We start from the raw sequence: 24,118 nt of genomic DNA, 5'->3' as shown, positions 1-24,118 counted from the left end.
CTAGTACTACAGCCGCATTTCACTGGCGGAGCCGCGTCGGGCGTAGTGGCAGCGGCGGGCGCGGGCCTGGTGTCTGCGGCGCCAGTGCGACCAGTCCAGGACTTGCTGGGGTGGGTGCTGCGGTGCCCAAACCAGGCAGGTGATCAGGTGGCGGATCTCGGGCAGTGAGAGCTCGGTCAGCTCGCCGTGCAGGTTCGGGACCCCCCTTTTTCGCCGCTGGTGGCGGCGCGGGTGACGGTGAGGAAGGCGTGTGCCCAGCAAGCGAGGGTGATGTGTCGGTACCAGGCGTCGTAGCGGCGGACCTGGTACTGGTCCAGGCCGACTTCGCCCTTGCCGGTCTCGAAGGATTCCTCGATCGCCCAGCGACGGCCGGCGACGCCGACCAGGTCGGCCAGCGACGCCTGCGCCGGGCAGAAGCACAGATAGTGGGCCAGTTCGCCATCGGTGAGGCGGCGACGGACCAGCAGCCAGTACCGGCCGGGCTCATCCAATGACCGGATCGGGATGCGCGCCCAGTCGTAGAGCCGGTGGCCCTTGGCGCCGACACCGGCCGACAGTCGCTGCCAGTCCGCCTCGGGCACGGCGGCCGAAAGCGCATCGACCCGGGTGCCGGCCGGCCGGTCGTCGATGGTGGCGATGACGTGCTGGTTCACCGGGACGGCGAGCACGTAGGCCATGCGACGTTCCTCCAGCGCCAGCCGCAGGGCGCCGTTCTGCCCGTAGACCTCATCACCGGCGACCCAGCCGGCCGGCACCTCGGCGTCCAGGGCCCGGATGAGCATTCGCAGAGCCAGCTCCGGCTTGGTCGCGAACTCCACCTCCGGGCCGATACCAGCCTCAGCACAGCGGGCACGATCATCGGTCCAGGCCTTGGGCAGATACAGCTCCCGGTCGATGAACGTCCGCCCGGCCGCAGCGGCGTAGACCAGGAACACCCCGATCTGGGAGTTCTCGATCCGCCCCGCCGTACCGGAGTACTGCCGGGCCACCCCGGCGGACTTGCTGCCCTTCTTCAGGAAGCCGGTCTCATCGATCACCAGCACCGCGTCGTCATCGGCGAGGTACTCCACGACGTATTCGCGCAGGTCATCGCGGACCCCGTCGGCGTCCCACTCGGCGTGGTTGAGCAACCGCTGGGTCGCATCCGGGGTCTGATCACCGGCCTGCTCGGCCAGCGTCCACCCGTTCTTGCGCTCCACCCCCGACAACAGACCCCGCAGATAGGCGCCGGCCTGCGCACGCGGCTGCGGCCGAGAAAACCGCGGCCCGATCCGCCAGGTCACCTCTTCCAGGCCGACTGCCCAGCCCTCGACCTCGGCCACACTGACATCTTCGACCATCCAGCCAAGGTCACCGGCCCGATCGCCGCAGTCCGGCAGACACGCCGCGGCCACTCAAAACCTTGCGGCTGTAGTACTAGAACGGTGGTGGGTCGTCGTCCAGAGGTGGTGGCGGCGGTGGCTCCGGTGGTCCGGTGAGCACGCGGAAGCCGGGCGGCCGGCTGATCCGGGTCACGCCGGACGGGGTGATGACGGTGAGCACGCCGTCGGGGGTCATCGTGTGGCCGGGACGTCTGCACACGGGCCGGCCCGCGTGGAACGGGTCCACTCGTCAGGAACTGAGCGGCCCCTGACATCCCACGGCCCCTGCTCGCCGCGAGACGGGGACGTCAGCGGGTGGTGCGTGGGGTGGCCGGGTGCGAACCGGCCGTGACCAGGTCGGCCACCGCCTGGCGGGCGTCCCCGGCGGTGACCAGGCCCTCGCCGACGAGCACCGCGTCGGCCCCTGCGGCGGCGTAGCCGATCAGGTCGTGCGGGCCGCGGACACCGGACTCGGCGACCTTCACGACCTCTGACGGCAGCCCGGGGGCGATCTTCTCGAAGGTCGACCGGTCGACCTGCAGGGTGGTGAGGTCACGGGCGTTGACCCCGATGACCGAGGCACCGGCGGCCAGGGCGCGGTCGGCCTCGGCCTCGGTGTGCACCTCGACCAGTGCGGTCATGCCGAGGGATTCGACCCGCTCCAGCAGGCCGACGAGGACGTTCTGCTCGAGCGCCGCGACGATCAGCAGGACGACGTCGGCGCCGTAGGCACGCGCCTCGTGGACCTGGTAGCTGCTGACGACGAAGTCCTTGCACAGCACCGGGACGTCGACCACCGCCCGGACCGCGGCCAGGTCGGCGTGCGACCCTCCGAAGCGGCGTCCCTCGGTGAGCACCGAGATCACCCGCGCGCCACCGGCGGCGTACTGCTGAGCCAGCGAGGCGGGATCGGCGATGTCGGCCAGGTCGCCCTTGGACGGGCTGCGGCGCTTGACCTCGGCGATGACCCCGACCCCGGGAGCCCGTAGTGCGGCCAGGGCGTCGTGCGCCGGCCGGGCGGCCTGCGCGGCCGCCTTGACCCGGTCGAACGGCGTAGCGGCCTCGCGGACGGCGAGGTCTGCACGGACACCGGTCACGATCTCGTCGAGCACGTTCACGGCGTCGTCGCAGCCTCGGACGAGGTCCCGTGGTTGCGCATGGGCGCCGCTGCCTCTCGTACGTCGATCCCGCACCGGGCGGATGGGTGAGATCACTCTAGAGGCGCGCCGGGCACCCCCCGGCCCGGGGTGGGGTGGACGGGCCGGTCCGGTTCCGCTATAGGGGGCGCCCGGGCGGCACGTCGGTGGGGTCCTCGCCGCGGTCCAGCGCCTTCCACGCGTCGTCGGCCCGGTCCTCCGCCGACCGCCTGACGGCAGGAGCCCGTTCGTACCGCTGTCCCATGGCCGGCCAGGCCCGACCGCGGGCGGCTGCCAGTCCACCGGCCACCACGGCCAGCAGGCCGGCGACGACGACGAGCACCGGCCAGGTCGCCGACACCTCCACCGTCGTGGCGCTCAGCTGGCCTCCGCCCAGCCCGGGCAGGTCCGCGGCGGCGTCGGGCACTCCCCCGGCGAGGACGCGCAGCCCCGACAGCACCAGTGCGGCCCCGGCGGCAGCCACGAGCAGCCCGACGACGACCCGGCCGACACCCCGCACCGCCAGCAGCGCCACCGCCGCAGCCAGGAGCACCAGCCCGGACGCGGGCACCAGGGGTGCGGCGTCACCGCCCGAGAGCATCCCGGTCACCGGTGGGAACGGTGCCCGGCGCTCGGCGGTGACCTGTGCCCACCGCTGGCCGGCCGCCGACAGCGCCAGCGCACCGGCCGCCGCCGCGGCGAGCGCGGCGGCGGCGAGTTGCCGGCGGTCGGCCGCCGGGCTCACCGGCCCTCCCGGCCCCGCAGCTCGCGCAGACCCTCCGCCGTGGCGATCGCCGAGAGCACCGCCCGCGCCTTGTGCCGGGTCTCGGCCTCCTCGGTGGCGGCGTCGCTGTCGGCCACGATGCCCGCGCCGGCTTGCACGTACGCGCGGCCCTGGTGGAGGACGGCGGTCCGGATCGCGATCGCCATGTCCATGTCGCCGCTGGCGTCGAGGTAGCCGACGGTGCCGGCGTACAGCGCCCGCCGCGTGGGCTCCAGCCGCTCGATGATCGTCATCGCGCTCGGCTTCGGTGCCCCGGAGACCGTGCCGGCCGGGAAGGTGGCGTCGAAGACGTCCAGGGCGTCGCACCCGGGGCTGACCTCGCCCGCGACGGTGGAGACCAGGTGCATGACGTGGCTGTAGTGCTCCACCCGCATGAAGTCGGGCACCTCGACGCTGCCCGGCACGCACACCCGGCCCAGGTCGTTGCGCGCGAGGTCGACGAGCATCACGTGCTCGGCGCGCTCCTTGGGGTCGGCGAGCAGCCCCTCGGCCAGCCGGAGGTCCTCCTCGGGGGTGGCACCCCGAGGGCGGGTACCGGCCGGCGGATGCACCACCGCCGACGAGCCGGTGACCGTCACCAGCGCCTCCGGCGAGGAGCCGACCACGTCGAAGGGCGTCTCCCTGCCTGCGAACCTCAGCAGGTACATGTACGGCGACGGATTGGTCGCCCGCAGCACCCGGTACAGGTCGAGGGCCTCCACCTCGGTCTCGAGCTCGAACCGCTGCGCGAGCACCACCTGGAAGGCGTCGCCGGCGCGGATGTGCTCGCGGATCCGCTCGACGCCGTCCTCGTAGGCGCCGGGCGCCAGGTTGCTGCGCACCGGGGGCGCGTCGGCCGGCTCGAAGACCGCCACCGCCGGGTCGGTGGGACCGACCAGCGCGGCGGCCATGTCGTCCAGCCGGGCGACGGCGTCGTCGTAGCCGGTCTCGTCCGGCCCGCCCGCACCGCGCAGCACGTTCGCGATGAGGAGCACCGAGCCGTCGGCGTGGTCGAGCACGGCCAGGTCGGTCACCAGCATCATCGCCAGCTCCGGCATGCCGAGGTCGTCGGTGCTGATCTCCGGCAGCCGCTCCAGACGGCGCACCACGTCGTAACCGAGGTAGCCGACCAGGCCCCCGGTGAGCGGGGGCAGCCCCGGGGTGCGCGGCGAGCGCAGCCGCCGTGCCATCACCCGGACGGCGTCGAGGGGATCGGCGGGGAGATCGTCGGTGATCCCGGGCACGTCGTCCCCGAGCCATTGGGTGACACCGTCCCGCTCGGTGAGGACGCCCGCACTGCGGACGCCCACGAAGCTGTAGCGCGCCCAGCGCCTGCCCTGCTCGGCCGACTCCAGCAGCACCGTGCCCGGCCGGTTGCCGGCCAGCTTCCGATAGACGCCGACCGCGGTCTCGCTGTCGGCGAGCAGCCGCCGCGCGACCGGGACCACGGCATTCCCGGCGGCGGCGTCCAGCGCGGCGAACTCCTCGCGAGTGGGCGACGTGCTGCCGAACCTCACGGGGCCACCGCCCGGACGGCGGGAAGCGGCCGGTGGAAGCAGCTGCGCTCGCCGGTGTGGCAGGCGGCGCCCTCCTGGTCGACCAGCACCAGGAGCGCGTCCCCGTCGCAGTCCAGCCGCACGTCCCGGACCCACTGGCGGTGCCCGGATGTCTCGCCCTTCACCCAGTACTCCGCGCGGCTGCGCGACCAGTAGGTGGCCCGGCCGGTCGTGAGGGTGCGGCGCAGCGCCTCGTCGTCCATCCAGGCGACCATGAGCACCTCGCGGGTGTCGTGCTGCTGGACGACGGCGGCGACCAGCCCGGCCGGGTCGCGACGCAGCAGGTCGGCGACCTCGGGGGCCAGGGTGGGGACGGGGGGTGGTACGGCGGACATGCCGACAGTCTCCCGTACGCCGCTCGGCCGTCGCCGGGTACCGCGACCGCTATGGCGGAGCCGGCCTCGGGGGCACGACGCGCTACCCCCCGATCCCCAGCAGCGCGACCGCCTGCCCGGCGAGCAGTCCGTAGAAGGGGTTGCTGAGTGCCGTGATCGCGAGTGCGGTTCCCCCGACCAGCGGCGCCTCGGCGACCGCGGGGAGGTTCTCGGGCATGATCACCGGGATGCCGGTGACGATGAGAAAGCCGGCGATCCCCTGGAGCGGGACGTAGCGCCCGAGCCGGCCGACTGCCCCGAAGAAGAGCAGCACCGCCATCAGAGCCATGAACAGCACCGTGGAGAACACCGGCTGGGGCGTCGCCGCCATCGGCGCCGGAGTCGTTTCGAGCGGTGGCCCGCCGAGCAGCCCGCTGCCGAGGCTCGCCAACCCGGCCATGACCGTCACGCCGTCGAGGTTCGCTTCTTGGCCGGCGAGCTCGCCGTTGACCCTGCTGTAGGAGACGACGGCGCCGGTGCGCAGCGCGAATACGGAGAACGCTCCGATGAGCACGGCCGGCGCGATCATGTCTCGCCACTGGAACGGGATCAGCCCCACACCTGGCTCTTCGGCATCCTCGCCGTCCGTGTCACCGTCGTCGCCCGACTCACCGTCGCTCTTCGCCTTGTCCTGGAGCCGCTCGGGCACGAGATAGCGGGCCGCCGTACCAACGGCCATGCTCGCGAGGATGACGACGACGAGGTTGTCGGTCAGCACGTATCCGACCACGCCTGCAGCCACCGCCGGCACGGCGATGTACGGGCGTTCCCGGACGTAGCCCACCCCGACGCCGGCGAGAATGACTCCCACGCCCGCGATGACCCCAGCCACGACAGCCGGGTCCAGCCAGTTCACGAACGTCGAGTACAGCCCGAAGAGCCCGAGGACGATGCTCGGGACGGCGGACAGCGCGACGACGTAGAGGATCTGCGGGGGCTTTTTCACCGCCCGCGTGGCGACGGCGATGCTCTCCACCGTGAACGTGATCGGCGTGACGACGTTGTAGAACCACCCGACGCCCGCGCCGATCGCGTACCCGATGCTGGCGGCACGGGCGCTGAACCGATGGCGGACGGCGTAGAGGCCCTCGGCCAGCCCGTCCGCGGTCATGCCGAGAGCCGCGATGATCGCCGCGAACATGCCGAGGCCACCTCCCGTGTGTCAGTCCAGGACGATCGGTGAGGTGGGACCGACGTCGCCCCACCCCACCGTCGCGCTTCCTCGGGGAGTCGCCGTCAGCCGCCGCCGCCGGACGCGGCGCTCGAGCCCCCGCCGCCGACCTCGTCGGCGTGCCGAGCCTTCTCGGTCTGCGGCTCGCCCTGCCGGGTACGCCCCAGCTTTCCCGCGCTCACGCTGCCCGCGAGCGCCTCGCAGATGAGCCGGACGCCCATGAGCGCGGTGGTGTCGGAGACGTCGTACGGCGGGGAGACCTCGACGACCTCCATCCCCAGCAGGCCCTCGGCGGCGAACTTGCGCACCAGCTTTAGCGCCTCGCGGGGATAGAGGCCACCGGGCTCCGGCCAGCCGGTACCGGGCGCGAAGCCGGGGTCGATGGAGTCGATGTCGAAGGAGAGGAAGACACCCTCCGCGCCACCGCTCCAGGCCACCTCGAGGGCGATCTCGGCCGCCTTGTCGATGCCGAGGTCCTCGATGTCCTCGACGGTCATGACCAACGAGCCACCGTGGGCGCCCTCTTCCACACCCGACCGGGGTACCTGCCAGCCACCGATGCCGATCTGCACGAGATTGCCCATGTCGAAGTGCTTCTCGTGAGCGCTCCAGTAGAACGGCGTGGTGTGCATCCGCTCGTCGAGATCCTTCTTCTGCGTGTCGATGTGGCGGTCGAAGTGGATGACGCCGATCTTCTTGCCGAACGCATTCATCACGCCGCGTGAGGTCGGGAAGCCGATGGAGTGGTCACCACCGAGGATCACGGGGAAGACGCCCTGGCCCCGGACGTACTCCACCGCCTTGGTGATCTGGTCGAACGCCTTCTCGATGTTCGCCGGGGTGATGAAGATGTCGCCCACGTCCACCATGTCGAGCTGCTCGCGCAGGTCGACGCCCTGCTCGTAGTAGTAGGGCGTGTACAGGCTCGAGATGCGGCGCATGCCCTCGGGACCGAAGCGCGGGCCGGGTCGGTAGGTGGTACCCGTGTCGAGCGGACATCCGATGATCGCGACTTCGTGATTGCCGACGTCGTGGATGTCCTCGAGATAGGGCGCTTTCAGGAAGGTGTTGATGCCGGAGAAGTGCGGCAGCTCGCCACGCGCGAACGTGCTCGCCTGCTGCTTGTCCTCGATGGACTCCGCGGGTTCGAGCCCGTGCTCGTGGCCCCGCCGTAGTTCCTCCTGGTGCTTCTGGTCGGTCAGCTCCGCCTGGTAGCGCTTGGCTTTCTCGCCGCCCAGATCTCCTGCTCGGATCTGCTCGCCACCCGCCTGGAACGTCCGCTCCTCGCCCTGCACTTCCTTCTCATCCGCCATGACGCCTGTCCTCCTGGGTCGGCTGGGCTCGTGATTCGGTTTGCTGGTACCAGCCCTTCGTATGCCATCTCCGGGCCGCCCGCCACCGCAGCCGCCGGTCGGCCGCGACGCGCCGGCAATTGCTGCGCTCGGGCGGATGGAGCCGGCCCGCGACGACCATGCCGGAGCGGCGACGAACAACGAACCGGCGGGGATGACGCCCCATGCCCGCCAGTGACCCGTGCGAGCGGATCAGCCCTACGAGCTGGTGAACCACCGGCGTCCGCCGCCGAACAGGACGAGGCCGAGCGCGACCAACGGCGCCGCGGCGAAGAACAGGCTCAGCGCGCTCAGCACCCCGCCGACGTCCTCACCCGTCGCCGCCGGGCCGAGCAGGTCGTTGAGCTCCGCCCACCAGTACGCCGTCAGCAGGAGCTGGACGACATGGGCTCCCACGAGCAGCAGCCAGGCCGGCCGCGTGCGGCGGTTGAGCGCGAGGATGCCGGCCGCCACCAGCAGGACCACGGCCACCAGCTGGACGATCGCCAGGGCGGTTCCCTCACGGGCGAACTCGTGGAACACCGCCGGGGCTGCGGTCGGGGTCTGCTCGATCGCGAGTTCCGCGATCGAGGCGAAGAACCACACGTACAGGGAGGCGATGAGCACCAGCAGGGCCTGCACGAAGGTCAGCACCGCGGCGCCGATCACCTGGCCGGGACGGCGCTGCGGTGCCGGTCCGTACGACCCGGGCGGGTACGGCGCCGCGTAGGGCGCCGGATAGCCGTAGGGCGGCGGTGGGCCGTAGGGGGGCGGTGGGCCGTAGCCGTAGGCGGGCGGCGGCGCCGTGGGCGGCGGCCCGGTGTACGCCGGGCCCTGCTCGGTGGGCGTGGCCGGATCCGACCACGGATCCCGCGGGGCGGTCACAGCGCCGCGGCCAGCGCCCGGCCCGCGACCCGCCCGGAGAAGAGACAGCCACCGAGGAACGTGCCCTCCAGCGAGCGGTAGCCGTGCACACCGCCGCCGCCGAAGCCGGCGACCTCCCCGGCGGCGTACAACCCGGGGAACACCTCGCCGCCGGGGCGCAGGACGCGACCGGAGAGATCGGTCTCCAGGCCGCCGAGGGACTTGCGGGTGATGATGGTGAGCCGGACCGCGATGAGCGGCCCGGCCTCCGGGTCGAGCAGACGGTGCGGCGGGGCGACCCGGATCAGCTTGTCGCCGAGGTAGTTGCGGGCGCCGCGGATGGCGGTGATCTGCAGGTCCTTGGTGAACGGGTGGGCCACCTCGCGGTCGCGGGCGACGATCTCGCGCTCCACCTGCGCGAGGTCGAGCTCGGGGGTGCCGCCGGTGATCCGGTTCATGCCGGCCACCAGCTCGGGCAGCGTGCGGGTGACGACGAAGTCCTCCCCGCGGTCGAGGAACGCCTGGACCGGCCCGGACACCCCGGCCCGCGCCCGGTTGACCAGGAGCTTGACGTCCTTGCCGGTGAGGTCGGGGTTCTGCTCGGAGCCCGACAGCGCGAACTCCTTCTCCACGATCTTGTGGGTGGCCACGAACCAGGTGTGCTCGTACCCGGTCTGCCCGATGTGGGCCAGGGTGCCCAGGGTGTCGAACCCGGGGAACAGCGGTACCGGCAGCCGCTGCCCGGTGGCGTCCAGCCACAGCGACGAGGGACCGGGCAGGATCCGGATGCCGTGCTGCGCCCAGACCGGGGAGTGGTTGGTGATGCCCTCGGTGTAGTGCCACATGCGGTCGGCGTTCACCCGGCTGGCGCCCGCCGCGACGGCCGATTCCTGCATCAGGCCGTCGACGTGCGCCGGCACCCCGGAGAGCAGCCGCTGCGGCGCGGGGCCCAGCCGCGCCGGCCAGTTCCGCCGCACCAGGTCGTGATTGCCACCGATGCCGCCGGAGGTGACCACGACCGCCTGCGCCGCGATCTCGAACTCGCCGACCTCGGTGCGCGAGCTGGCCTCTCCTCGCGCACCGTCGCTGGGCTCCAGGACCGCACCGCGCACCCCGGTCACCGCACCGTCGCTCACCACGAGCTCCGACACCCGGTGCCGGAAGCGCAGCTCGACGAGGCCGGCCTCCGCTGCGGCCCGCACCCGCCGCTCGAACGGGGCGACGATGGCCGGGCCGGTGCCCCAGACGATGTGGAACCGCGGCACCGAGTTGCCGTGCCCGGTGGCGGTGTACCCGCCGCGCTCGGCCCAGCCGACGATCGGGAAGAAGCCGATGCCCTGCTCCTTGAGCCAGGCCCGCTTCTCCCCCGCCGCGAACTGCAGGTACGCCTCGGCCCACTGCCGGGGCCAGTGGTCGCTGTCGCGGTCGAATCCGGCGGTGCCGAACCAGTCCTGGCGGGCCAGCTCCAGCGAGTCGTGCACGCGCAGCCGGCGCTGCTCCGGGGAGTCGACGAGGAACAGGCCGCCGAAGGACCACCACGCCTGCCCGCCGAGGGACTGCTCCGGCTCCTGGTCGACCAGGATCACCCGCTTGCCGGCGTCGGCCAGTTCCGCGGTGGCGACCAGCCCGGCCAGCCCCGCGCCCACCACGACGACGTCGGCCTCGAAGCTGCGCGTGTCAGTGCTCACGCAGCGACGCTAGCGGGCACGGCGAGCGCCGCGCGTCCCCCCTGCCGGGCGAGTTGGGTTGGTGCCGCTGACCTCGTCGCCGACCTCACGCCGCGGTCGCCGTCCTCGGGGTGCAGCACGAGGTCGGCGACCGGTCGGTGAGGACCGCGGGCTCAGCCGGTCCGCCGCACCCCTGTGCGGCGGGGCGTGGCGGTGAACCGCCGCACCGCTGGGCCGGGGACGGCGAACAGCTCCCGCAGACGCCGCTCCGCGCGCGGCCAACCCGACCCGACGTCGGCGTCCGCGAGCCGGACGACACGGATGTCCAGCGCCCGCAGCTCGTCCTCGCGTCTCTTCTCCTCCCACAGCACCCGTTCGGGAGCGCGCCCGCGCCACGGGTCGGTGTACTTGACCCGGCCGTCGAACTCGACCGCGACGGCGGCCTCGCCGAACTAGGCATCGACCACGCCCACGAGACGTCCCCCGGCGCGGACCTCCACCTGGAGTTCGGGTGCAGGGAGCCCGGCGCCGACGATGCGCAGCCGGCCGCGGGTCTCCAACGGCGACTCGGCTCGCCCGTCGGCGTGGGCGGTGGCGCGTGCCGCCCGTCCGGCCCCGCGCCAGTGGTGGACGGCGGCCGTGGCGCGGCGGAGGTCGTCCGGCGTCACCCGCTCGGCCAGCAGGGCGGCGTCCATCGCGACGACGGCGTCCTCCAGCGGCCACTCCCTCGCGCAGTCGACGAGCGTGCGCGCCGCCGAGGTGAGCGGGAGCGGGCCGGTCCACCAACGTTCACCGGCCGACAGCGGTGCGCAGGTCATGAGGTAGTCGCGACCGCGCCGCCACTGCACCGGGTCGGTGAGTCGGAGGACCGGCTCGGCCGTGCGCGGCGTCGGCAACTCCCACAGGCGGGCCGCCGAGGCGTGGCTCAGCAGCGCCGAGGGTCGGTCCAGGCTCAGGAGGACTGCGAGGCAGTCGACGTCGTAGCGGCGTCCCGTCGCCTCGGCTGCCGCCAGGGCCGCTGCGTCGATCAGCACGCCTCGTCGCAGCCGTACCCAGGAACCGGAGCGGCAGAGAGCACGGATCTCCGACGCGCCGTAGCCGGCACCGAGGGCGTCGGCGGTCGTGAAGATCCCCAGGCGTCGTTCGGACATGGCGCGGAGTGTGGGATGCATCCGCCGATGCTGCGGTCGACGGCGCTGCGCGCCGACAGGCCGATCACTTCTGTGGAGAGCGCAGCCAGGTGTGGATGGCCGTCCTCGCCGAGCGGTCGCCGTCCTCGTGTTGCAACGCGAGGACGGCGACCCGACGGTGAGGTCGGCGCCCCAGGTCAGCCCACCGGCTCGGGTTCCCCCGCCGACGACCGCCGCCATGAGGCGTGCAGCCGGGCGTAGGGCCCCTCGGCGTCCACCAGCTCCGCGTGCGTGCCGCGCTGCACCACCCGCCCGGCGTCGACCACGAGCACCTCGTCGGCGCGCTCGGCGGTGGACAGCCGGTGGGCGATGGTCAGCGTCGTCCGGCCCTCGGTCAGGGTGTCCAGCGCCCGGGTCAGCCGCTGCTCGGTGGCGGGGTCGACCGCGCTGGTCGCCTCGTCCAGCACCAGCAGATCCGGGTCGGCGACGTAGGCGCGGGCGATCGCGACCAGCTGACGCTCCCCCGCCGACAGCGACTCCCCCCGCTGGCCGACCGCCGTCGCCACGCCCTCGGGCAGGCCCGCGAGCCAGGCGCCGAGCCCCAGGTCGCCGAACGCGGCGACGACCTCGTCGTCGGTCATGCCGGGGCGGCCGTAGCGCACGTTCTCGGCCACCGTCGCGTCGAACAGGAAGCCGTCCTGCGGCACCATCACCACCCGCGCCCGCAGCGAGGCGAAGCCGACCTCGGCCAGCGGCACGAGGCCGCCGTCGTCCGAGCCCAGCAGCACCCGTCCGCCGACCGGGTCCATGAGCCGGGTGACCAGCTTGGCGAACGTCGTCTTGCCCGAGCCGGTCTCACCCACGACGGCCACCCGCGTGCGGGGGGCGATGGTGAGGTCGACGTCGTCCAGGGACGGGCGGGCGCCGTGCGCGTAGCGGAAGGTGACGTGCTCGAACCGGATGCCCAGCGGCCCGGCGGGCAGCTCGCGCACCCGGTCGGGCGTGGCGACCGCCGGGTCGCGGACGTCGGGCTCGGTGTCGATGACGTCGAGCACCCGCCGGAACCCGGCGATCGCGTTCTGCGCCTCGTTGAGCACCTCGCTGGCGGTCTGCACCGGCGCCACGAAGAGGGTGACGAGGAACAGGAAGGCCACCAGGGTGCCGGCGGAGATGTCGCCGGCCAGGCCCAGCAGCACGCCGACCACCACGACCGCGGCGTTGGCGACCGCGGCGACGAACTCGCCGCTGACGAACACCGCGGCGGTGACCTTCTGGGCGTCCACCTGCGACCGGTAGTGCCGGTCGATGGCGGCGTCCAGCCGCGCGGCGGTCCGGGCGCGGACACCGTAGGCGCGCACCGTCGGCGCGCCGACCACCGACTCCGCGACCGCGGCCAGCACGTCGCCGACCCGCTCGCGGACCACCCCGTAGACCTGCGCGAGCCGCCGGGCGAACCAGCGGACGGCGAACACCAGCGGCACGAAGGAGACCAGGACCAGCAGCGTCAGCTGCCAGGAGTAGACGGCCATCACCACGGTGGCGACGACGAGCTGCCCCATGCTCACCAGGCCGAGGACGCCGCCCCACTGCATGAACACGGACAATTGGTCGACGTCGCTGGTCACCCGGGAGACCAGCGATCCGCGCCGCTCGCCCTGCTGGTGCAGCACCGAGAGGTCGTGCACGTGGCGGAAGGCGCGCACCCGCAGGTTGGCGAGCGCCGTCTCGGTGGTGCGGAACAGCCGGACGTTCATCCGGTAGACGGCGACGGCGGTGAGCAGCACGACCAAGGCGCAGGCCGCGACGAGCCAGGTGACCAGCTCCAGGTCCGGGCCGTCGGGCCCGTCGAGGCCCCGGTCGATGACCTGCTGGACGGCGATGGGGACGACGACCCGGCCGGCGGTGGCAACCAGGGCGAGGGCGAAGGTGGCCGGCAGCCCACGGCGGAACTCCGGCATCATCCGCAGGCCTCGGCGCAGCGTGGTCATCGCGCCCTCGGCCCGGCGGTCGGCGGGCAGCGTCGCGGCGGTCACGCCGCCACCTCCGCCTGCGAGTAGGCCCGGACCAGCTCGGCGTACCCCGGGACCTCCTCGAGCAGCTCGGCATGCGTGCCCCGGGCGACGGCGCGCCCTTCGGCGAGCCACACCACCTCGTCGGCCAGTGCGATCGTGGCCTGGCGGTAGGCCACGACCACGACCGTCGCGGGGCGTTCGCCGGCGCGCAGCGCGTCGAGGATCCGCGCCTCGACCGACGGGTCCACCGCACTCGTGGCGTCGTCCAGGACGAGCAGGCGGGGACGCCGGACGACGGCGCGGGCCAGGGCCAGGCGCTGGCGCTGCCCGCCGGAGAGGGAGGCGCCCCGCTCCCCCACCCGGGTGTCCAGGCCCTCCGGAAGCGCGGCGACGAACTCGTCGGCCGCCGCCACCCGCAGTGCCGCCTCCACCTGCTCGTCGTCGTACGGGCCGCCGAGGGTGATGTTGTCGCGGACGGTGTCGTCGAACAGGAACGCGCTCTGGGCGACGAACGCCGCCTGGGTGCTGACCTCGCCCTCGCGCAGCCGGCGGAGGTCGATGCCGTCGAGCAGGACGGTGCCGTCGGCGGGATCGACCAGGCGGACCAGCAGGCCGGCCAGCGTGGACTTGCCCGAGCCGGTCGGCCCCACCACCGCCACCGTGCGGCCGGCCGGCACGTCGAAGGTGACGTCGGTGAGCGTGGGCCGGGTGCCGCCGGCGAAGGTGAAGCCGGCCCCGCGCAGCGCCACTCCCGCTCCCGCGGCGGTGACGGTGGCCGCGTCCGGGCCGTAGGGCGTCTCGCCGGTCGCCTCCAGGACTGGAGTGACCCGGTCGAACCCGGCCAGCGCGCGCGGCAGGTCGGCCAGCACCCACCCGATGGCCCGGATCGGCAGCGCCAGCAGGGTGAACAGGTAGGCGATGGCGACCAGCTCGCCGGCGTCGACGGCACCGTCGGCCACCCGGCCGGCGCCGATGAGCAGGACGGCGAGGGTGCCCAGGCTGGGCAGCGCCTCCATCATCGGGTCGAACAGCCCGCGGACCCGGCCGACCGCGATCAGGCCGTCGCGCAACTGGTCGGCCCGCTCGCCGAAGCGCTCCGTCTCGGTGTCCTCGCGGCCGAGGGTCTTGACCACCAGCGCGGCGTCGAAGCTCTCGTGCGCGATCTCGCTGACCTCGGCGCGCAGCTGCTGGGCCCGCTGCATCCGGGGGCTCATCACCTGCGAGTAGACGATGTTGGCCAGGAAAACCAGCGGGAAGACGACCAGGCCGACGACCGCCAGCAGCGGGTCGGTGAGGACGAGCGCGACGGCGGTGATCGCGATCATCACCAGCGCGCCGCAGGCGAACGGCAGCGGCGCGACGAAGAACCAGGCAGCCTCGACGTCGGAGTTGGCGTTGGACAGCAGCTGCCCGGTCGGGTGCCGCTGGTGCCAGGACAGCGGCAGCCGCAGGTACTGGCCGGTCACCCGGCGCCGGTACTCCGCCTGCAGCCGGTAGCTCATGACGCCGGCGAACAGCCGGCGGCCGAGAATGCCCACGATCTTGAGGACGGCGACGCCGAGGATCGCGACCGCGGCCAGCGTGAGCGCTGCGCCGGTGGTCGCCCCCTCGTCGAACGCCGGGAGCAGCACCCGGCTGGTGATCTCGCCGATCACCCAGGCGCTGGCGACGGTCATCCCCCCGTACAGGGTGCTGGCCAGCAGGGCGAGGGCGAACATGCGGGGCTGCTCGGCGACGGCCCGGCGGATGTGGCGGAACCCGCGGCGCAGGACGGCGTCTCGGCGGCGGGTGGGCACGGGGCTCCTCGGGGTCGGGACTCCGAATCGTACGCGTTTCGTTAGGGCCGCTAACCGGGCCGCGGGCGACCGGCCGACCGGGTTTCACCGGAGGGGCGTCCTCGGTATCTCCCCGGGATGAGCGCCCCGCCCCCTTCCCTGTCCGAGCGCGAGCGCACGGCGCTGGCCGACCTGCTGGCCGAGCTCGGGCCCGGTGCGCCCACCTGCTGCGCGGGCTGGACGACGGCGCACCTGGCCGCCCACCTCGCCGTCCGCGACCGGCGTCCCGACGCGCTGCCCGGGTACGGCCTGGAGATGCTGCCCCACGGGCAGCGGCTGGCGTGGTGGTCGCACCGGCTGGAGGACCGGCTGCGGACCTCCACGCCCTACGCCGAGGTGGTGGCGCAGGTGCGCACCGGCCCGCCGTCCTGGGTGCCGATGGCCTGGCCCGCAGCCGACCGGGCGTTCAACGTGTCGGAGTTCGCGATCCACCACGAGGACGTCCGCCGCGCGCAGCCGGGCTGGACGCGGCGGGAGCTGTCCCGGGCCGACCAGGACGCGCTGTGGGCGGCGACCGGGCTGTACGCCCGCCGCGCCGCCGGGCAGCGCGGCCTGGTGCTCCGGCGCAGCGACGTGCCGGACGCCGAGCGGCACTTCGGCGCCGGTGGGCGCACGCTCACCGGGGAGCCGCTGGAGCTGCTGCTCTGGGTGTCCGGCCGGCGCGACGTCGCCCGGGTCGAGGTCGCCTGAGCGCGGAAGCGGCAGACAGTGTGCGCAAAGGGGCAGTTTCCCGGTCTGGAACTACCGCTTTGCGCACATCGTCGCGCACCATGCGCCGGGCGGCTCACAGCGGGGTGTCGGCCTCGTGGCGGACCGGCACGCCGGCGCCGGCGAGGGCGCCCTTCACCTCGCCGATGCGCATGATCCCGAAGTGGAAGACGCTGGCGGCCAGCACGGCGTCGGCACCCGCCTGCACCGCCGGCGGGAAGTGCCCGGCGGCGCCCGCTCCCCCGCTGGCGATCAGCGGTACCCGCACCTCGGCGCGGACCTGCCGGATGAGGTCGGTGTCGAACCCCGCCCGGGTGCCGTCGGCGTCCATCGAGTTCAGCAGGATCTCGCCCGCGCCCAGCTCTGCCGCGCGGATGCACCACTCGACGGCGTCCTGCCCGGTTCCGCGGCGCCCGCCGTGCGTGGTGATCTCGTAGCCGGACTCGGTCCGCGCGCCGTCCCGGCAGTGCCGGGCGTCCAGCGAGAGGACGAGGACCTGGTTGCCGAACCGGTCGGCGATCTCGGCGATGAGCTCGGGCCGGGCCACCGCGGCGGTGTTGACGGCGACCTTGTCCGCACCCGCCCGCAGCAGCCGGTTCACGTCCTCGGCGCTGCGCACCCCGCCGCCGACCGTGAGCGGGATGAACACGCTCTCCGCCGTCCGGCTGACCACGTCGTAGGTGGTGGCGCGGTCGCCCGAGCTCGCGGTGATGTCGAGGAAGGTCAGCTCGTCGGCGCCCTCGGCGTCGTAGACCCGGGCCATCTCGACCGGGTCGCCGGCGTCGCGCAGGTCGACGAAGTTCACGCCCTTGACCACCCGCCCGGCGTCGACGTCCAGGCACGGGATCACCCGCACCGCGAGCGTCATGCCGGCACCCCGCGCACCGCGTCCGCCTCGATCTCCACCAGCATCGCCGGATCGATGAGCGCGGCCACCTGCACCATCGTGGTGGCGGGCCGGATGTCGCCGAACGCCTCGCCGTGCGCCCGGCCGACCTCCTCCCACCGGGAGATGTCGGTGACGTACATCCGGGTGCGGACGACGTCAGGCCTGGTCCAGAGGCTCGCCCCGAGCGTGCGAGGGGTGAGGGGGACCAGGTCCTTCTGCTGCGCGGCGGCGTCCCCGGGGTGGGCGGCGGCGACGTCGACGGTGGCGGTCGTGCCGCTCACCCAGGCGGTGTCCCCGCGGACGACGACCCGGCTGTAGCCGACGATCCCCTCCCAGGGGGCCCCCGAGCCGAGGCGGATCACGCTCACGCGAGCTCCTCGGTGACCCGCAGCGCCTCCGGCAGCGTGAACTGGCCGGCGTAGAGGGCCTTGCCCACGATCGCGCCCTCGACGCCGATCGCGGTCAGCCCGGCGAGCGCGCGGATGTCGGCCAGCGAGCTCACCCCGCCGGAGGCGATCACCGGGCGCGCGGTGGCGGCGCAGACCTCGCGCAGCAGGTCCAGGTTGGGCCCGCGCAGCGTGCCGTCCTTGGTGATGTCGGTCACCACGTACCGGGCGCAGCCCTCGGCGTCGAGCCGGGCGAGGGTCTCGTAGAGCTCGCCGCCCTCCTGGGTCCAGCCGCGGGCGGCCAGCCGGGTGCCGCGCACGTCCAGGCCGACGGCGATCCGGTCGCCGTGCTCGGCGATCGCCCGGGCGCACCACTCCGGCGACTCCAGGGCGGCGGTGCCCAGGTTGACCCGGCGGCAGCCCGTGGCCAGCGCGGCGGCCAGCGACTCGTCGTCCCGGATGCCACCGGAGAGCTCCACGTCGACGTCGAGCTCCCCCACCACCCGGGCCAGCAGCTCCCGGTTGGAACCGCGGCCGAAGGCGGCGTCGAGGTCGACCAGGTGCACCCACTCGGCCCCGTCCCGCTGCCACTGCATCGCCGTGTCGAGGGGGTCGCCGTAGGAGGTGGCGCTCCCGGCCTCCCCCTGCACGAGACGGACGGCCTGGCCGTCGGCGACGTCGACGGCGGGGAGCAGCTGCAGCTTCGGCACGCCTCACAGAGTAGGGAACTCCAGGGAGTGGCTCCGCTCACCGGTACGGAGGGACGGCCGGGAAGCATGCGACCCGCCTGCCGATCAGTCCTCGTAGTGATAGCGGCAAGCCGCGACCCGGATCTCGTTGTCCCCGCACTTGTAGACCAGACGGTGTTCGTCGGTGATGCGGCGCGACCAGTATCCGTGGAACCCGTGCTTGAGCGGCTCCGGCTTCCCGATCCCGACGTTGCCGTTGCGCTGCACGTCCTTGATCAGTGCGTTGATCCGCTTCACGACCCGCCTGTCCTGGGTCTGCCACCAGACGTAGTCGGCCCAGGCCGCCTCGTCCCAGACCAGCCTCACTCGGCGAGATCGCGCTCGGTGCCTCCGCCGTTCTCCAGTCGCTCGATGGACGAGAGCAGCCGTCGGGCATTGGCCGGGCTCCGCAGCAGATAAGCCGTCTCCTTGAGGGACTCGTAGTCCTCCAAGGCGACCATGACGACCGGATCGCGCCCGGCTCGGGTGATGATGACCTCCTCGCGGTCGTCGACGACCGCGTTGAGGGTCTCCGCGTATCGGGCACGGGATTCCGAATAGGTCATGGTGCGCACGCGACGGCCTCCTGACTGACGTACAGCAAACTGTACGTCCCGACGTCCGGCCGGGCAAGCACCACGACATGGCAACCGTCGCTGGCAGGGTGAGCGCCGTGGAGTTCGCCGAGGTCGTCCGCCGCCGCCGCATGGTCCGGGACTACGACCCCGACCGGTCGGTGCCGCCGGAGGTGCGGGAGCGGCTGCTGGAGCATGCGATCCGCGCGCCGTCGGCCGGCTTCAGCCAGGGCTGGGCGTTCCTGGTGCTCGAGACGGCCGAGGAGCGGGAGCGGTTCTGGGCGGCCACCACGAACAGCGCGCCGGCCCACCCGCCCAGCGCCGACGGGTGGCTGACCCGCATGCGGCGGGCGCCCCTGCTCGTCGTGCCGCTGGCCAACAAGAGCGCCTACCTCGACCGCTACGCGGAACCGGACAAGGGCTGGACCGACCGCGACGAGGCCCGCTGGCCGGTGCCCTACTGGGACGTCGACGCCGGCATGGCCGGCCTGCTCATGCTGCTCACCGCGGTCGACGAGGGCCTGGGGGCCTGCTTCTTCGGCGTCCCGGCCGATCGGCTGCCCGCCTTCCGGTCGGCGTTCGGCGTCCCCGCGGAGTACCGGCCGGTGGGCTGCCTGTCCTTCGGCTACGCGGGCGCCGACGACCGTCGGTCCCCGTCGCTGCGGCGCGGCCGGCGCGGCCTGGACGAGGTCGTGCACCGCGGCCGGTGGTGAACGGCGCTCGAGGTCGGCTGGTTGACTGACGTGGTGGTCGAGCCCTCTGTGTCCCGCGCCGTCCTGGTGACCGGCGCCTCCCGCGGTATCGGCCGCGCCATCGCGCACGCCTTCGCCGCCGGAGGCGACCGGGTCGCCGTGCACTTCGGCAGCTCCCGGGACTCCGCCGAGCGGGTCGCCGCCGAACTGCCCGGCGACGGGCACACGGTGGTGCAGGCCGACGTGGCCGACGCCGACGCCGTCGCCCGGATGGTCGACGACGCCGCGGCCGCGCTGGGCGGACTGCAGGTGCTGGTCAACAACGCCGGCGTCTACACGGCGCACCCGCCGCTGGCCACGTCGTGGGAGGACTGGCAGGCGACCGTGGCACGGACGCTCCAGGTGAACCTGCTCGGCGCCATGCACGCGACCTTCCGGGCCGTGCCGCACCTGGTCGCGGCCGGGGGCGGCGCCGTGGTCAACGTGACCAGCCGGGGCGCCTTCCGCGGCGAGCCGAACACCCCCGCCTACGGGGCGGCGAAGGCCGGCCTCAACGCCTTCGGCCAGTCGATGGCCCAGGCGCTGGCCCCGCACGGCATCACCGTGGGCAGCGTCGCGCCGGGCTTCGTGCAGACGGAGATGGCGCGGGAGATCCTCGACGGCCCCGGCGGCGACGCCGTCCGCGCGCAGTCGCCCTACGGCCGGGTCGCGGCACCTGCGGAGGTGGCGTCGGCCGTGCTGTGGCTCGCCTCGCCCGGTGCCCGGTTCTCCACCGGCACGATCATCGACGTCAACGGGGCCAGCTACCTGCGCAGCTGAGCCGGCCGGTCAGCTCAGCGTGCCCAGCCAGTTGGTGAGCAGCTGGGCGCCGGCGTCACCGCTCTTCTCCGGGTGGAACTGGGTGGCCGAGAGCGCCGCGTTCTCCACCCCGGCCACGAACCGGTCGCCGTGCTCCGCCCAGGTGACCAACGGCGGGGCCAGCGGCGTGCTGCCGCCCTCCTGGCCCAGCGGGAATTCCCGCACGCCGTAGGAGTGCACGAAGTAGAAGCGCTCGTCCTCGATACCCGCGAACAGCGCGCTGCCCGGGGCGGCCTGGACCGTGTTCCAGCCCATGTGCGGCAGCACCGGGGCCTCCAGCTCCGCGACGACACCGGGCCACTCGCCGCAGCCCTCGGCGTCCACGCCGTGCTCCACGCCCCGCTCGAAGAGGATCTGCATGCCGACGCAGATGCCCAGCACGGGCCGCCCCCCGGCCAGCCGGCGGTCGATGATGCGGCGGCCGTCGACCGCGTCGAGGCCGGCCATGCAGGCGGCGAACGCGCCCACGCCCGGGACGAGGAGCCCGTCGGCGTCCAGCGCGGTCTGCGCGTCGGAGGTGACCGTCACGTCGGCACCCACCCGCGTCAGCGCCCGCTCGACCGACCGCAGGTTGCCCGAGCCGTAGTCGAGCACCGCCACCTTCTTCACGCCTGCCACGCTACCCATCAGCCCGTTTCCGGCCCGGGGTGTTCCCGTCAGGCGGCGTCAGTCGTCCAGGCCGAGCGCAGGGGCGCGCTCCAGCACCGCCCGGACGGTCGGTCGGCGGTGACCAGGCCGAGGAAGCGCGCCTCGTCCGCGCGGCTCACACCAGCCGGAGGATGCCCGAGGCGGTGGCCAGCAGGGCGGCGATCAGCAGGATGACGGCGAACACGACCTGCGGTCCGGTGCGCCCGGCGGTGTCGGAATCCGCCCGCCAGATGCTCCACGCGCCGCCCAGCAGGAACCCGCCCAGGACGACCAGGGCCAGACCGAAGTCCACCGGGTTACAGCGCGCCCTTGGTGGAGGGCACGTCGGTGACCCGCGGGTCGATGGCGACCGCGGCCCGCAGCGCCCGGGCCAGCGCCTTGAACTGCCCCTCGACGATGTGGTGGGCGTCCCGGCCGGCGTAGAGGACGCGCACGTGCAGGCTGATCCGCGCGTTGAAGGCGAAGGACTCCAGCACGTGCCTGGTCAGACTGGTCGGGTAGTCCGGCCCGATCATCGGCGTCATGTCCTCGGGCTCGGCGTGCACGAAGTACGGCCGGCCGGAGAGGTCGACCGCGGCCTGCGCGAGCACCTCGTCCATCGGGATCGTGGCGTCGCCGTAGCGGGTGATGCCCCGCTTGTCCCCCAGCGCCTGGGCGAAGGCCTGGCCCAGCGCGATGGCGACGTCCTCGACCGTGTGGTGGGCGTCGATGTGCAGATCGCCGTCGGCCTGCACGGTGAGGTCGATGCCGCTGTGCTTGGACAGCGCCGTGAGCATGTGGTCGTAGAACCCCACGCCCGTGCTGATCGAGCTGGTGCCGGTGCCGTCGAGGTCGAGCTCGACCACGAGCTTGGTCTCGTTGGTCTGTCGCTCGACGCGTGCGGTGCGGGTCATGGGCGTCAGTCTCCCAGAGTCGTGCGGTGGGCCGGCGCGACCTCACCCGGGGTGGTGGCCGGAAGCAAGTACGCGGCCGTCAGGTCCGGCCACCGTGCTCCGCGACAACAGCCGCCAAGGCCGTGAGGAAAGCAGCCGTCTCCTGCTCGGTGCCGGCGGTGACCCGCAGCCAGCCCGGCAGCCCCACGTCACGGACCAGGACACCGCGGTCCAGGAGGGCCTGCCACGCCGCAGGCGCGTCGGCGAAGTGCCCGAAGAGCACGAAGTTCGCGTCGCTGGGCACGCTGGTCAGCCCCAGGTCCGGCAGGGCGACGACGATGCGGTCGCGCTGGGCCTTCACGGCGTCGACGGTGGCCAGGAGGGCGTCGGTGTGGGCCAGCGCCGCCCGTGCCGCTGCCTGGGTGAGCGAGCTCAGGTGGTACGGCAGCCGGACCAGCTGCAGGGCGTCGACGACGGCCTCGTCGGCGGCCAGGTAGCCCAGCCGGAGCCCGGCCATGCCGAAGGCCTTGCTCATCGTCCGGCTCACGATCAGCCGGGGCCGGCCCGGCAGCAGGGTCAGCGCGGACCGCGTGCCGGTGCGGGCGAACTCCGTGTACGCCTCGTCGACGACGACGACGCCGGCGGTGGCGTCGTAGATGTCGGTGATGGTCTCCAGCGCGACCGCGGTGCCGGTGGGGTTGTTCGGGCTGGTCACGAACACGACGTCGGGAGCGCTCTCCCGTACCTGCGCCACCGCGGCCGAGGGGTCGATGGTGAAGTCGGCCGCCCGGTGGCCGTCGACCCAGCCCGTGCCGGTGCCGGCCGAGATGATCGGGTGCATCGAGTACGACGGGGTGAAGCCCAGCGCGGTGCGCCCCGCTCCCCCGAACGCCTGCAGGAGCTGCTGCAGGACCTCGTTGGACCCGTTGGCCGCCCACACCTGCGCGGCGCCGATCGCCTCCCCGCTGGTTCGGGTCAGGTAGGTGGCGAGGTCCGCGCGCAGGTCCACGGCATCGCGGTCGGGATACCGGTTCAGCTCCAGGGCGGCCCGCCCCAGTGCCGCGCCGAGGTCGGCGAGCAGCTCGGCCGGGAGAGGGTGCGGGTTCTCGTTGGTGTTGAGCCGGTGCCGGGCCGGGAGCTGGGGGGCGCCGTAGGGCGTGCGACCGCGCAGCTCGGGCCGTAGCGGGAGGTCCTCGAGCGACGTCACGGGCGCTGCCGGATCCGCACCGCGGCGGCGTGCGCCGGGAGGTCCTCGGCCCCGGCCAGGGCGTCGATGTGGGCCGCGACGCCGGCCAGCGCCTGCTCGTCGTACTCGACGACGTGGATGCCGCGCAGGAACGACTGGACGGACAGCCCGCTGGAGAACCGCGCGCAGCCGCCGGTGGGCAGCACGTGGTTGGACCCGGCGCAGTAGTCACCCAGGGAGACCGGCGACCAGGCGCCGACGAAGATCGCGCCGGCGTTGCGGACCCGCAGGGCCAGCTCCCGCGCGTTCCGGGTCTGGATCTCCAGGTGCTCGGCGGCGTAGGCGTCGACGACGCGCAGCCCGGCCTCCAGGTCGTCGACCAGCACGATCCCCGACTGGCTGCCGTCGAGCGCGGTGGTGATCCGCTCGGAATGCTTGGTGGCCGTGACCTGACCGGGAACCAGCGCCAGCACGGCATCGGCGAGCTCCTCGCTCGGCGTCACCAGGACCGCGCCGGCCAGCGGGTCGTGCTCGGCCTGGCTGATCAGGTCGGCGGCCACGTGCGCGGGGTCGGCCGAGTCGTCGGCGAGGATCGCCACCTCGGTGGGGCCGGCCTCCGAGTCGATGCCGATGAGGCCGCGCAGCAGCCGCTTGGCCGCGGTCACGTAGACGTTCCCGGGTCCGGTGACCATGTCCACCGGCTCGCAGGACCCGGCGCCGTACCCGAAGACGGCGACGGCCTGTGCCCCGCCGACGGCGTAGACCTCGGTGACGCCCAGCAGGGCGCAGGCGGCGAGCACGCCGGGGTCGGGCAGGCCACCGTGGTCGCGCTGCGGTGGAGAGGCGACGGCGATCGACTCGACACCGGCGATCTGGGCGGGCACCACGTTCATCACGACGCTGGACAGCAGCGGCGCCAGCCCGCCGGGAACGTAGAGCCCGACGCGACGGACCGGCAGCCAGCGCTCGGTGACGGTGCCGCCGGCGACGACCTGGGTGGTCACGTCGGTGCGCCGCTGGTCGGCGTGCACGCTGCGCACCCGGGCGATGGCCTCCTCGAGCGCCACGCGCAGCGTCGGGTCGCACTCGGCCAGGGCCCGGTCCAGCGCCTCCTGCGGAACGGCGAAGTCCTCGGCGTCCACGCCGTCGAGACGGGCGGTGATCTCCCGCACCGCCTGGGCGCCGCGGATCCGCACGTCCTCGCACAGCGGCCGGACCGTGGCCAGCACCGAGTCGATGTCGGTGGCGGCACGCGGCAGCAGGCTGGCCAGCTCGCGGACGCCGGGCAGCGCGGATCCGCGCAGGTCGATGCGGGCGAGCACGGGGTTGCCTCCGGGGTGGTCGGCGGGAGGGAGCGGTGCGGGCACCTCAGGGTA

Annotated in this window: 27 protein-coding genes; 3 read left to right on the top strand and 24 right to left on the bottom strand. The window is 73.6% G+C overall.

The genetic code is table 11. The features are described from left to right. Nucleotides 1-176: 176 nt before the first annotated feature. From QOZ86_RS06055 to QOZ86_RS05990, 14 genes are all read right to left on the bottom strand, one after another. A complete protein-coding gene (locus QOZ86_RS06055; RefSeq protein ID WP_284493342.1) occupies nt 177-1,340 on the bottom strand; it encodes an IS701 family transposase in 1,164 nt (387 codons plus the stop codon). Between the two features lie 76 nt (nt 1,341-1,416). Continuing rightward, complete coding sequence (locus QOZ86_RS06050; RefSeq protein WP_284491065.1) at nt 1,417-1,557, bottom strand: hypothetical protein; 141 nt, start codon at nt 1,555-1,557, stop codon at nt 1,417-1,419. Between the two features lie 112 nt (nt 1,558-1,669). Next, entirely contained in the window at nt 1,670-2,479 is an 810-nt protein-coding gene (trpC, locus tag QOZ86_RS06045; RefSeq protein WP_284491064.1) for an indole-3-glycerol phosphate synthase TrpC, read from the bottom strand. A gap of 157 nt (nt 2,480-2,636) precedes the next feature. Beyond that, nucleotides 2,637-3,242, bottom strand: a complete 606-nt coding sequence (locus QOZ86_RS06040; RefSeq protein ID WP_284491063.1) for a Trp biosynthesis-associated membrane protein — start codon at nt 3,240-3,242, stop codon at nt 2,637-2,639. Next, nucleotides 3,239-4,777, bottom strand: a complete 1,539-nt coding sequence (locus tag QOZ86_RS06035) for an anthranilate synthase component I (RefSeq protein ID WP_284491062.1) — start codon at nt 4,775-4,777, stop codon at nt 3,239-3,241. The genes QOZ86_RS06040 and QOZ86_RS06035 overlap by 4 nt, the downstream gene beginning before the upstream one ends. Beyond that, on the bottom strand, nt 4,774-5,151 hold the full coding sequence (gene hisI / locus QOZ86_RS06030; RefSeq protein ID WP_284491061.1) for a phosphoribosyl-AMP cyclohydrolase: 378 nt from the start codon (nt 5,149-5,151) through the stop codon (nt 4,774-4,776). Before hisI ends, QOZ86_RS06035 begins: the two co-directional genes overlap by 4 nt. Before the next feature lie 82 nt (nt 5,152-5,233). Continuing rightward, nucleotides 5,234-6,331 carry a hypothetical protein gene (locus tag QOZ86_RS06025; protein ID WP_284491060.1) on the bottom strand — a complete coding sequence of 366 codons (1,098 nt, stop codon included), beginning with the start codon at nt 6,329-6,331 and terminating at the stop codon, nt 5,234-5,236. A gap of 95 nt (nt 6,332-6,426) precedes the next feature. After that, nucleotides 6,427-7,674 (bottom strand): agmatinase family protein, encoded by a 1,248-nt coding sequence (locus QOZ86_RS06020; protein WP_284491059.1) that lies wholly within the window; start codon nt 7,672-7,674, stop codon nt 6,427-6,429. A 237-nt stretch (nt 7,675-7,911) separates the two neighbouring features. Then, on the bottom strand, nt 7,912-8,577 hold the full coding sequence (locus QOZ86_RS06015; protein ID WP_284491058.1) for a hypothetical protein: 666 nt from the start codon (nt 8,575-8,577) through the stop codon (nt 7,912-7,914). Next, a complete protein-coding gene (locus QOZ86_RS06010) occupies nt 8,574-10,244 on the bottom strand; it encodes an FAD-binding dehydrogenase (RefSeq protein ID WP_284491057.1) in 1,671 nt (556 codons plus the stop codon). The genes QOZ86_RS06015 and QOZ86_RS06010 overlap by 4 nt, the downstream gene beginning before the upstream one ends. Nucleotides 10,245-10,396: 152 nt before the next feature. Continuing rightward, on the bottom strand, nt 10,397-10,594 hold the full coding sequence (locus tag QOZ86_RS06005) for a hypothetical protein (protein WP_284491056.1): 198 nt from the start codon (nt 10,592-10,594) through the stop codon (nt 10,397-10,399). 81 nt (nt 10,595-10,675) lie between these two features. Then, on the bottom strand, nt 10,676-11,374 hold the full coding sequence (locus QOZ86_RS06000; RefSeq protein WP_284491055.1) for a type IV toxin-antitoxin system AbiEi family antitoxin domain-containing protein: 699 nt from the start codon (nt 11,372-11,374) through the stop codon (nt 10,676-10,678). Nucleotides 11,375-11,550: 176 nt separating this feature from the next. Then, complete coding sequence (locus tag QOZ86_RS05995; RefSeq protein ID WP_284491054.1) at nt 11,551-13,386, bottom strand: ABC transporter ATP-binding protein; 1,836 nt, start codon at nt 13,384-13,386, stop codon at nt 11,551-11,553. Further along, nucleotides 13,383-15,161 carry an ABC transporter ATP-binding protein gene (locus tag QOZ86_RS05990; RefSeq protein WP_284491053.1) on the bottom strand — a complete coding sequence of 593 codons (1,779 nt, stop codon included), beginning with the start codon at nt 15,159-15,161 and terminating at the stop codon, nt 13,383-13,385. Before QOZ86_RS05990 ends, QOZ86_RS05995 begins: the two co-directional genes overlap by 4 nt. Before the next feature lie 117 nt (nt 15,162-15,278). On the opposite strand from QOZ86_RS05990, the gene QOZ86_RS05985 reads away from it, so the two are divergent. Beyond that, a complete protein-coding gene (locus tag QOZ86_RS05985) occupies nt 15,279-15,890 on the top strand; it encodes a TIGR03085 family metal-binding protein (protein WP_284491052.1) in 612 nt (203 codons plus the stop codon). A gap of 94 nt (nt 15,891-15,984) precedes the next feature. Here the strand turns inward: QOZ86_RS05985 and hisF are convergent, their stop codons facing one another. From hisF to QOZ86_RS05960, 5 genes are all read right to left on the bottom strand, one after another. Continuing rightward, nucleotides 15,985-16,776 carry an imidazole glycerol phosphate synthase subunit HisF gene (gene hisF, locus QOZ86_RS05980; protein WP_284491051.1) on the bottom strand — a complete coding sequence of 264 codons (792 nt, stop codon included), beginning with the start codon at nt 16,774-16,776 and terminating at the stop codon, nt 15,985-15,987. Further along, nucleotides 16,773-17,165 (bottom strand): Rid family hydrolase, encoded by a 393-nt coding sequence (locus QOZ86_RS05975; RefSeq protein WP_284491050.1) that lies wholly within the window; start codon nt 17,163-17,165, stop codon nt 16,773-16,775. Before QOZ86_RS05975 ends, hisF begins: the two co-directional genes overlap by 4 nt. Next, entirely contained in the window at nt 17,162-17,893 is a 732-nt protein-coding gene (gene priA / locus QOZ86_RS05970) for a bifunctional 1-(5-phosphoribosyl)-5-((5-phosphoribosylamino)methylideneamino)imidazole-4-carboxamide isomerase/phosphoribosylanthranilate isomerase PriA (RefSeq protein ID WP_284491049.1), read from the bottom strand. The genes QOZ86_RS05975 and priA overlap by 4 nt, the downstream gene beginning before the upstream one ends. A gap of 84 nt (nt 17,894-17,977) precedes the next feature. Next, complete coding sequence (locus QOZ86_RS05965; protein ID WP_284491048.1) at nt 17,978-18,238, bottom strand: Txe/YoeB family addiction module toxin; 261 nt, start codon at nt 18,236-18,238, stop codon at nt 17,978-17,980. Beyond that, nucleotides 18,235-18,477 carry a type II toxin-antitoxin system Phd/YefM family antitoxin gene (locus QOZ86_RS05960; protein ID WP_284491067.1) on the bottom strand — a complete coding sequence of 81 codons (243 nt, stop codon included), beginning with the start codon at nt 18,475-18,477 and terminating at the stop codon, nt 18,235-18,237. The genes QOZ86_RS05965 and QOZ86_RS05960 overlap by 4 nt, the downstream gene beginning before the upstream one ends. Nucleotides 18,478-18,554: 77 nt before the next feature. Here QOZ86_RS05960 and QOZ86_RS05955 point away from each other — a divergent pair, with 77 nt between their 5' ends. Beyond that, complete coding sequence (locus tag QOZ86_RS05955) at nt 18,555-19,199, top strand: nitroreductase family protein (RefSeq protein ID WP_284491047.1); 645 nt, start codon at nt 18,555-18,557, stop codon at nt 19,197-19,199. A 30-nt stretch (nt 19,200-19,229) separates the two neighbouring features. Continuing rightward, nucleotides 19,230-19,997 carry an SDR family NAD(P)-dependent oxidoreductase gene (locus QOZ86_RS05950; RefSeq protein WP_284491066.1) on the top strand — a complete coding sequence of 256 codons (768 nt, stop codon included), beginning with the start codon at nt 19,230-19,232 and terminating at the stop codon, nt 19,995-19,997. 9 nt (nt 19,998-20,006) lie between these two features. Here the strand turns inward: QOZ86_RS05950 and hisH are convergent, their stop codons facing one another. The 5 genes from hisH to hisD form a co-directional block, all read right to left on the bottom strand. Beyond that, nucleotides 20,007-20,645, bottom strand: a complete 639-nt coding sequence (gene hisH / locus QOZ86_RS05945) for an imidazole glycerol phosphate synthase subunit HisH (RefSeq protein ID WP_284491046.1) — start codon at nt 20,643-20,645, stop codon at nt 20,007-20,009. A 154-nt stretch (nt 20,646-20,799) separates the two neighbouring features. Next, entirely contained in the window at nt 20,800-20,976 is a 177-nt protein-coding gene (locus QOZ86_RS05940) for a hypothetical protein (RefSeq protein WP_284491045.1), read from the bottom strand. 4 nt (nt 20,977-20,980) lie between these two features. Then, nucleotides 20,981-21,577: an imidazoleglycerol-phosphate dehydratase HisB gene (gene hisB / locus QOZ86_RS05935; RefSeq protein WP_284491044.1), complete on the bottom strand. Its 597-nt coding sequence runs from the start codon at nt 21,575-21,577 to the stop codon at nt 20,981-20,983. A gap of 79 nt (nt 21,578-21,656) precedes the next feature. Continuing rightward, nucleotides 21,657-22,763, bottom strand: coding sequence for a histidinol-phosphate transaminase (locus QOZ86_RS05930; RefSeq protein WP_284491043.1), 1,107 nt, complete (start codon nt 22,761-22,763; stop codon nt 21,657-21,659). Beyond that, a complete protein-coding gene (gene hisD, locus QOZ86_RS05925; protein ID WP_284491042.1) occupies nt 22,760-24,109 on the bottom strand; it encodes a histidinol dehydrogenase in 1,350 nt (449 codons plus the stop codon). The genes QOZ86_RS05930 and hisD overlap by 4 nt, the downstream gene beginning before the upstream one ends. Nucleotides 24,110-24,118 lie beyond the last annotated feature (9 nt).

It is taken from the genome of Blastococcus capsensis (assembly GCF_030165005.1).
Classification (GTDB): domain Bacteria; phylum Actinomycetota; class Actinomycetes; order Mycobacteriales; family Geodermatophilaceae; genus Blastococcus; species Blastococcus capsensis.
This window is presented reverse-complemented; position numbering and strand designations above follow the sequence as displayed.

Coding starts and splice junctions, on each gene's coding strand:
- QOZ86_RS06055 (WP_284493342.1), bottom strand. CDS start 1,340: ATGGTCGAAGATGTCAGTGTGGCCGAGGTCGAGGGCTGGGCAGTCGGC.
- QOZ86_RS06050 (WP_284491065.1), bottom strand. CDS start 1,557: ATGACCCCCGACGGCGTGCTCACCGTCATCACCCCGTCCGGCGTGACC.
- hisI (WP_284491061.1), bottom strand. CDS start 5,151: ATGTCCGCCGTACCACCCCCCGTCCCCACCCTGGCCCCCGAGGTCGCC.
- QOZ86_RS06025 (WP_284491060.1), bottom strand. CDS start 6,331: ATGTTCGCGGCGATCATCGCGGCTCTCGGCATGACCGCGGACGGGCTG.
- QOZ86_RS06020 (WP_284491059.1), bottom strand. CDS start 7,674: ATGGCGGATGAGAAGGAAGTGCAGGGCGAGGAGCGGACGTTCCAGGCG.
- QOZ86_RS06000 (WP_284491055.1), bottom strand. CDS start 11,374: ATGTCCGAACGACGCCTGGGGATCTTCACGACCGCCGACGCCCTCGGT.
- QOZ86_RS05985 (WP_284491052.1), top strand. CDS start 15,279: ATGAGCGCCCCGCCCCCTTCCCTGTCCGAGCGCGAGCGCACGGCGCTG.
- hisF (WP_284491051.1), bottom strand. CDS start 16,776: ATGACGCTCGCGGTGCGGGTGATCCCGTGCCTGGACGTCGACGCCGGG.
- QOZ86_RS05960 (WP_284491067.1), bottom strand. CDS start 18,477: ATGACCTATTCGGAATCCCGTGCCCGATACGCGGAGACCCTCAACGCG.
- QOZ86_RS05955 (WP_284491047.1), top strand. CDS start 18,555: ATGGCAACCGTCGCTGGCAGGGTGAGCGCCGTGGAGTTCGCCGAGGTC.
- hisB (WP_284491044.1), bottom strand. CDS start 21,577: ATGACCCGCACCGCACGCGTCGAGCGACAGACCAACGAGACCAAGCTC.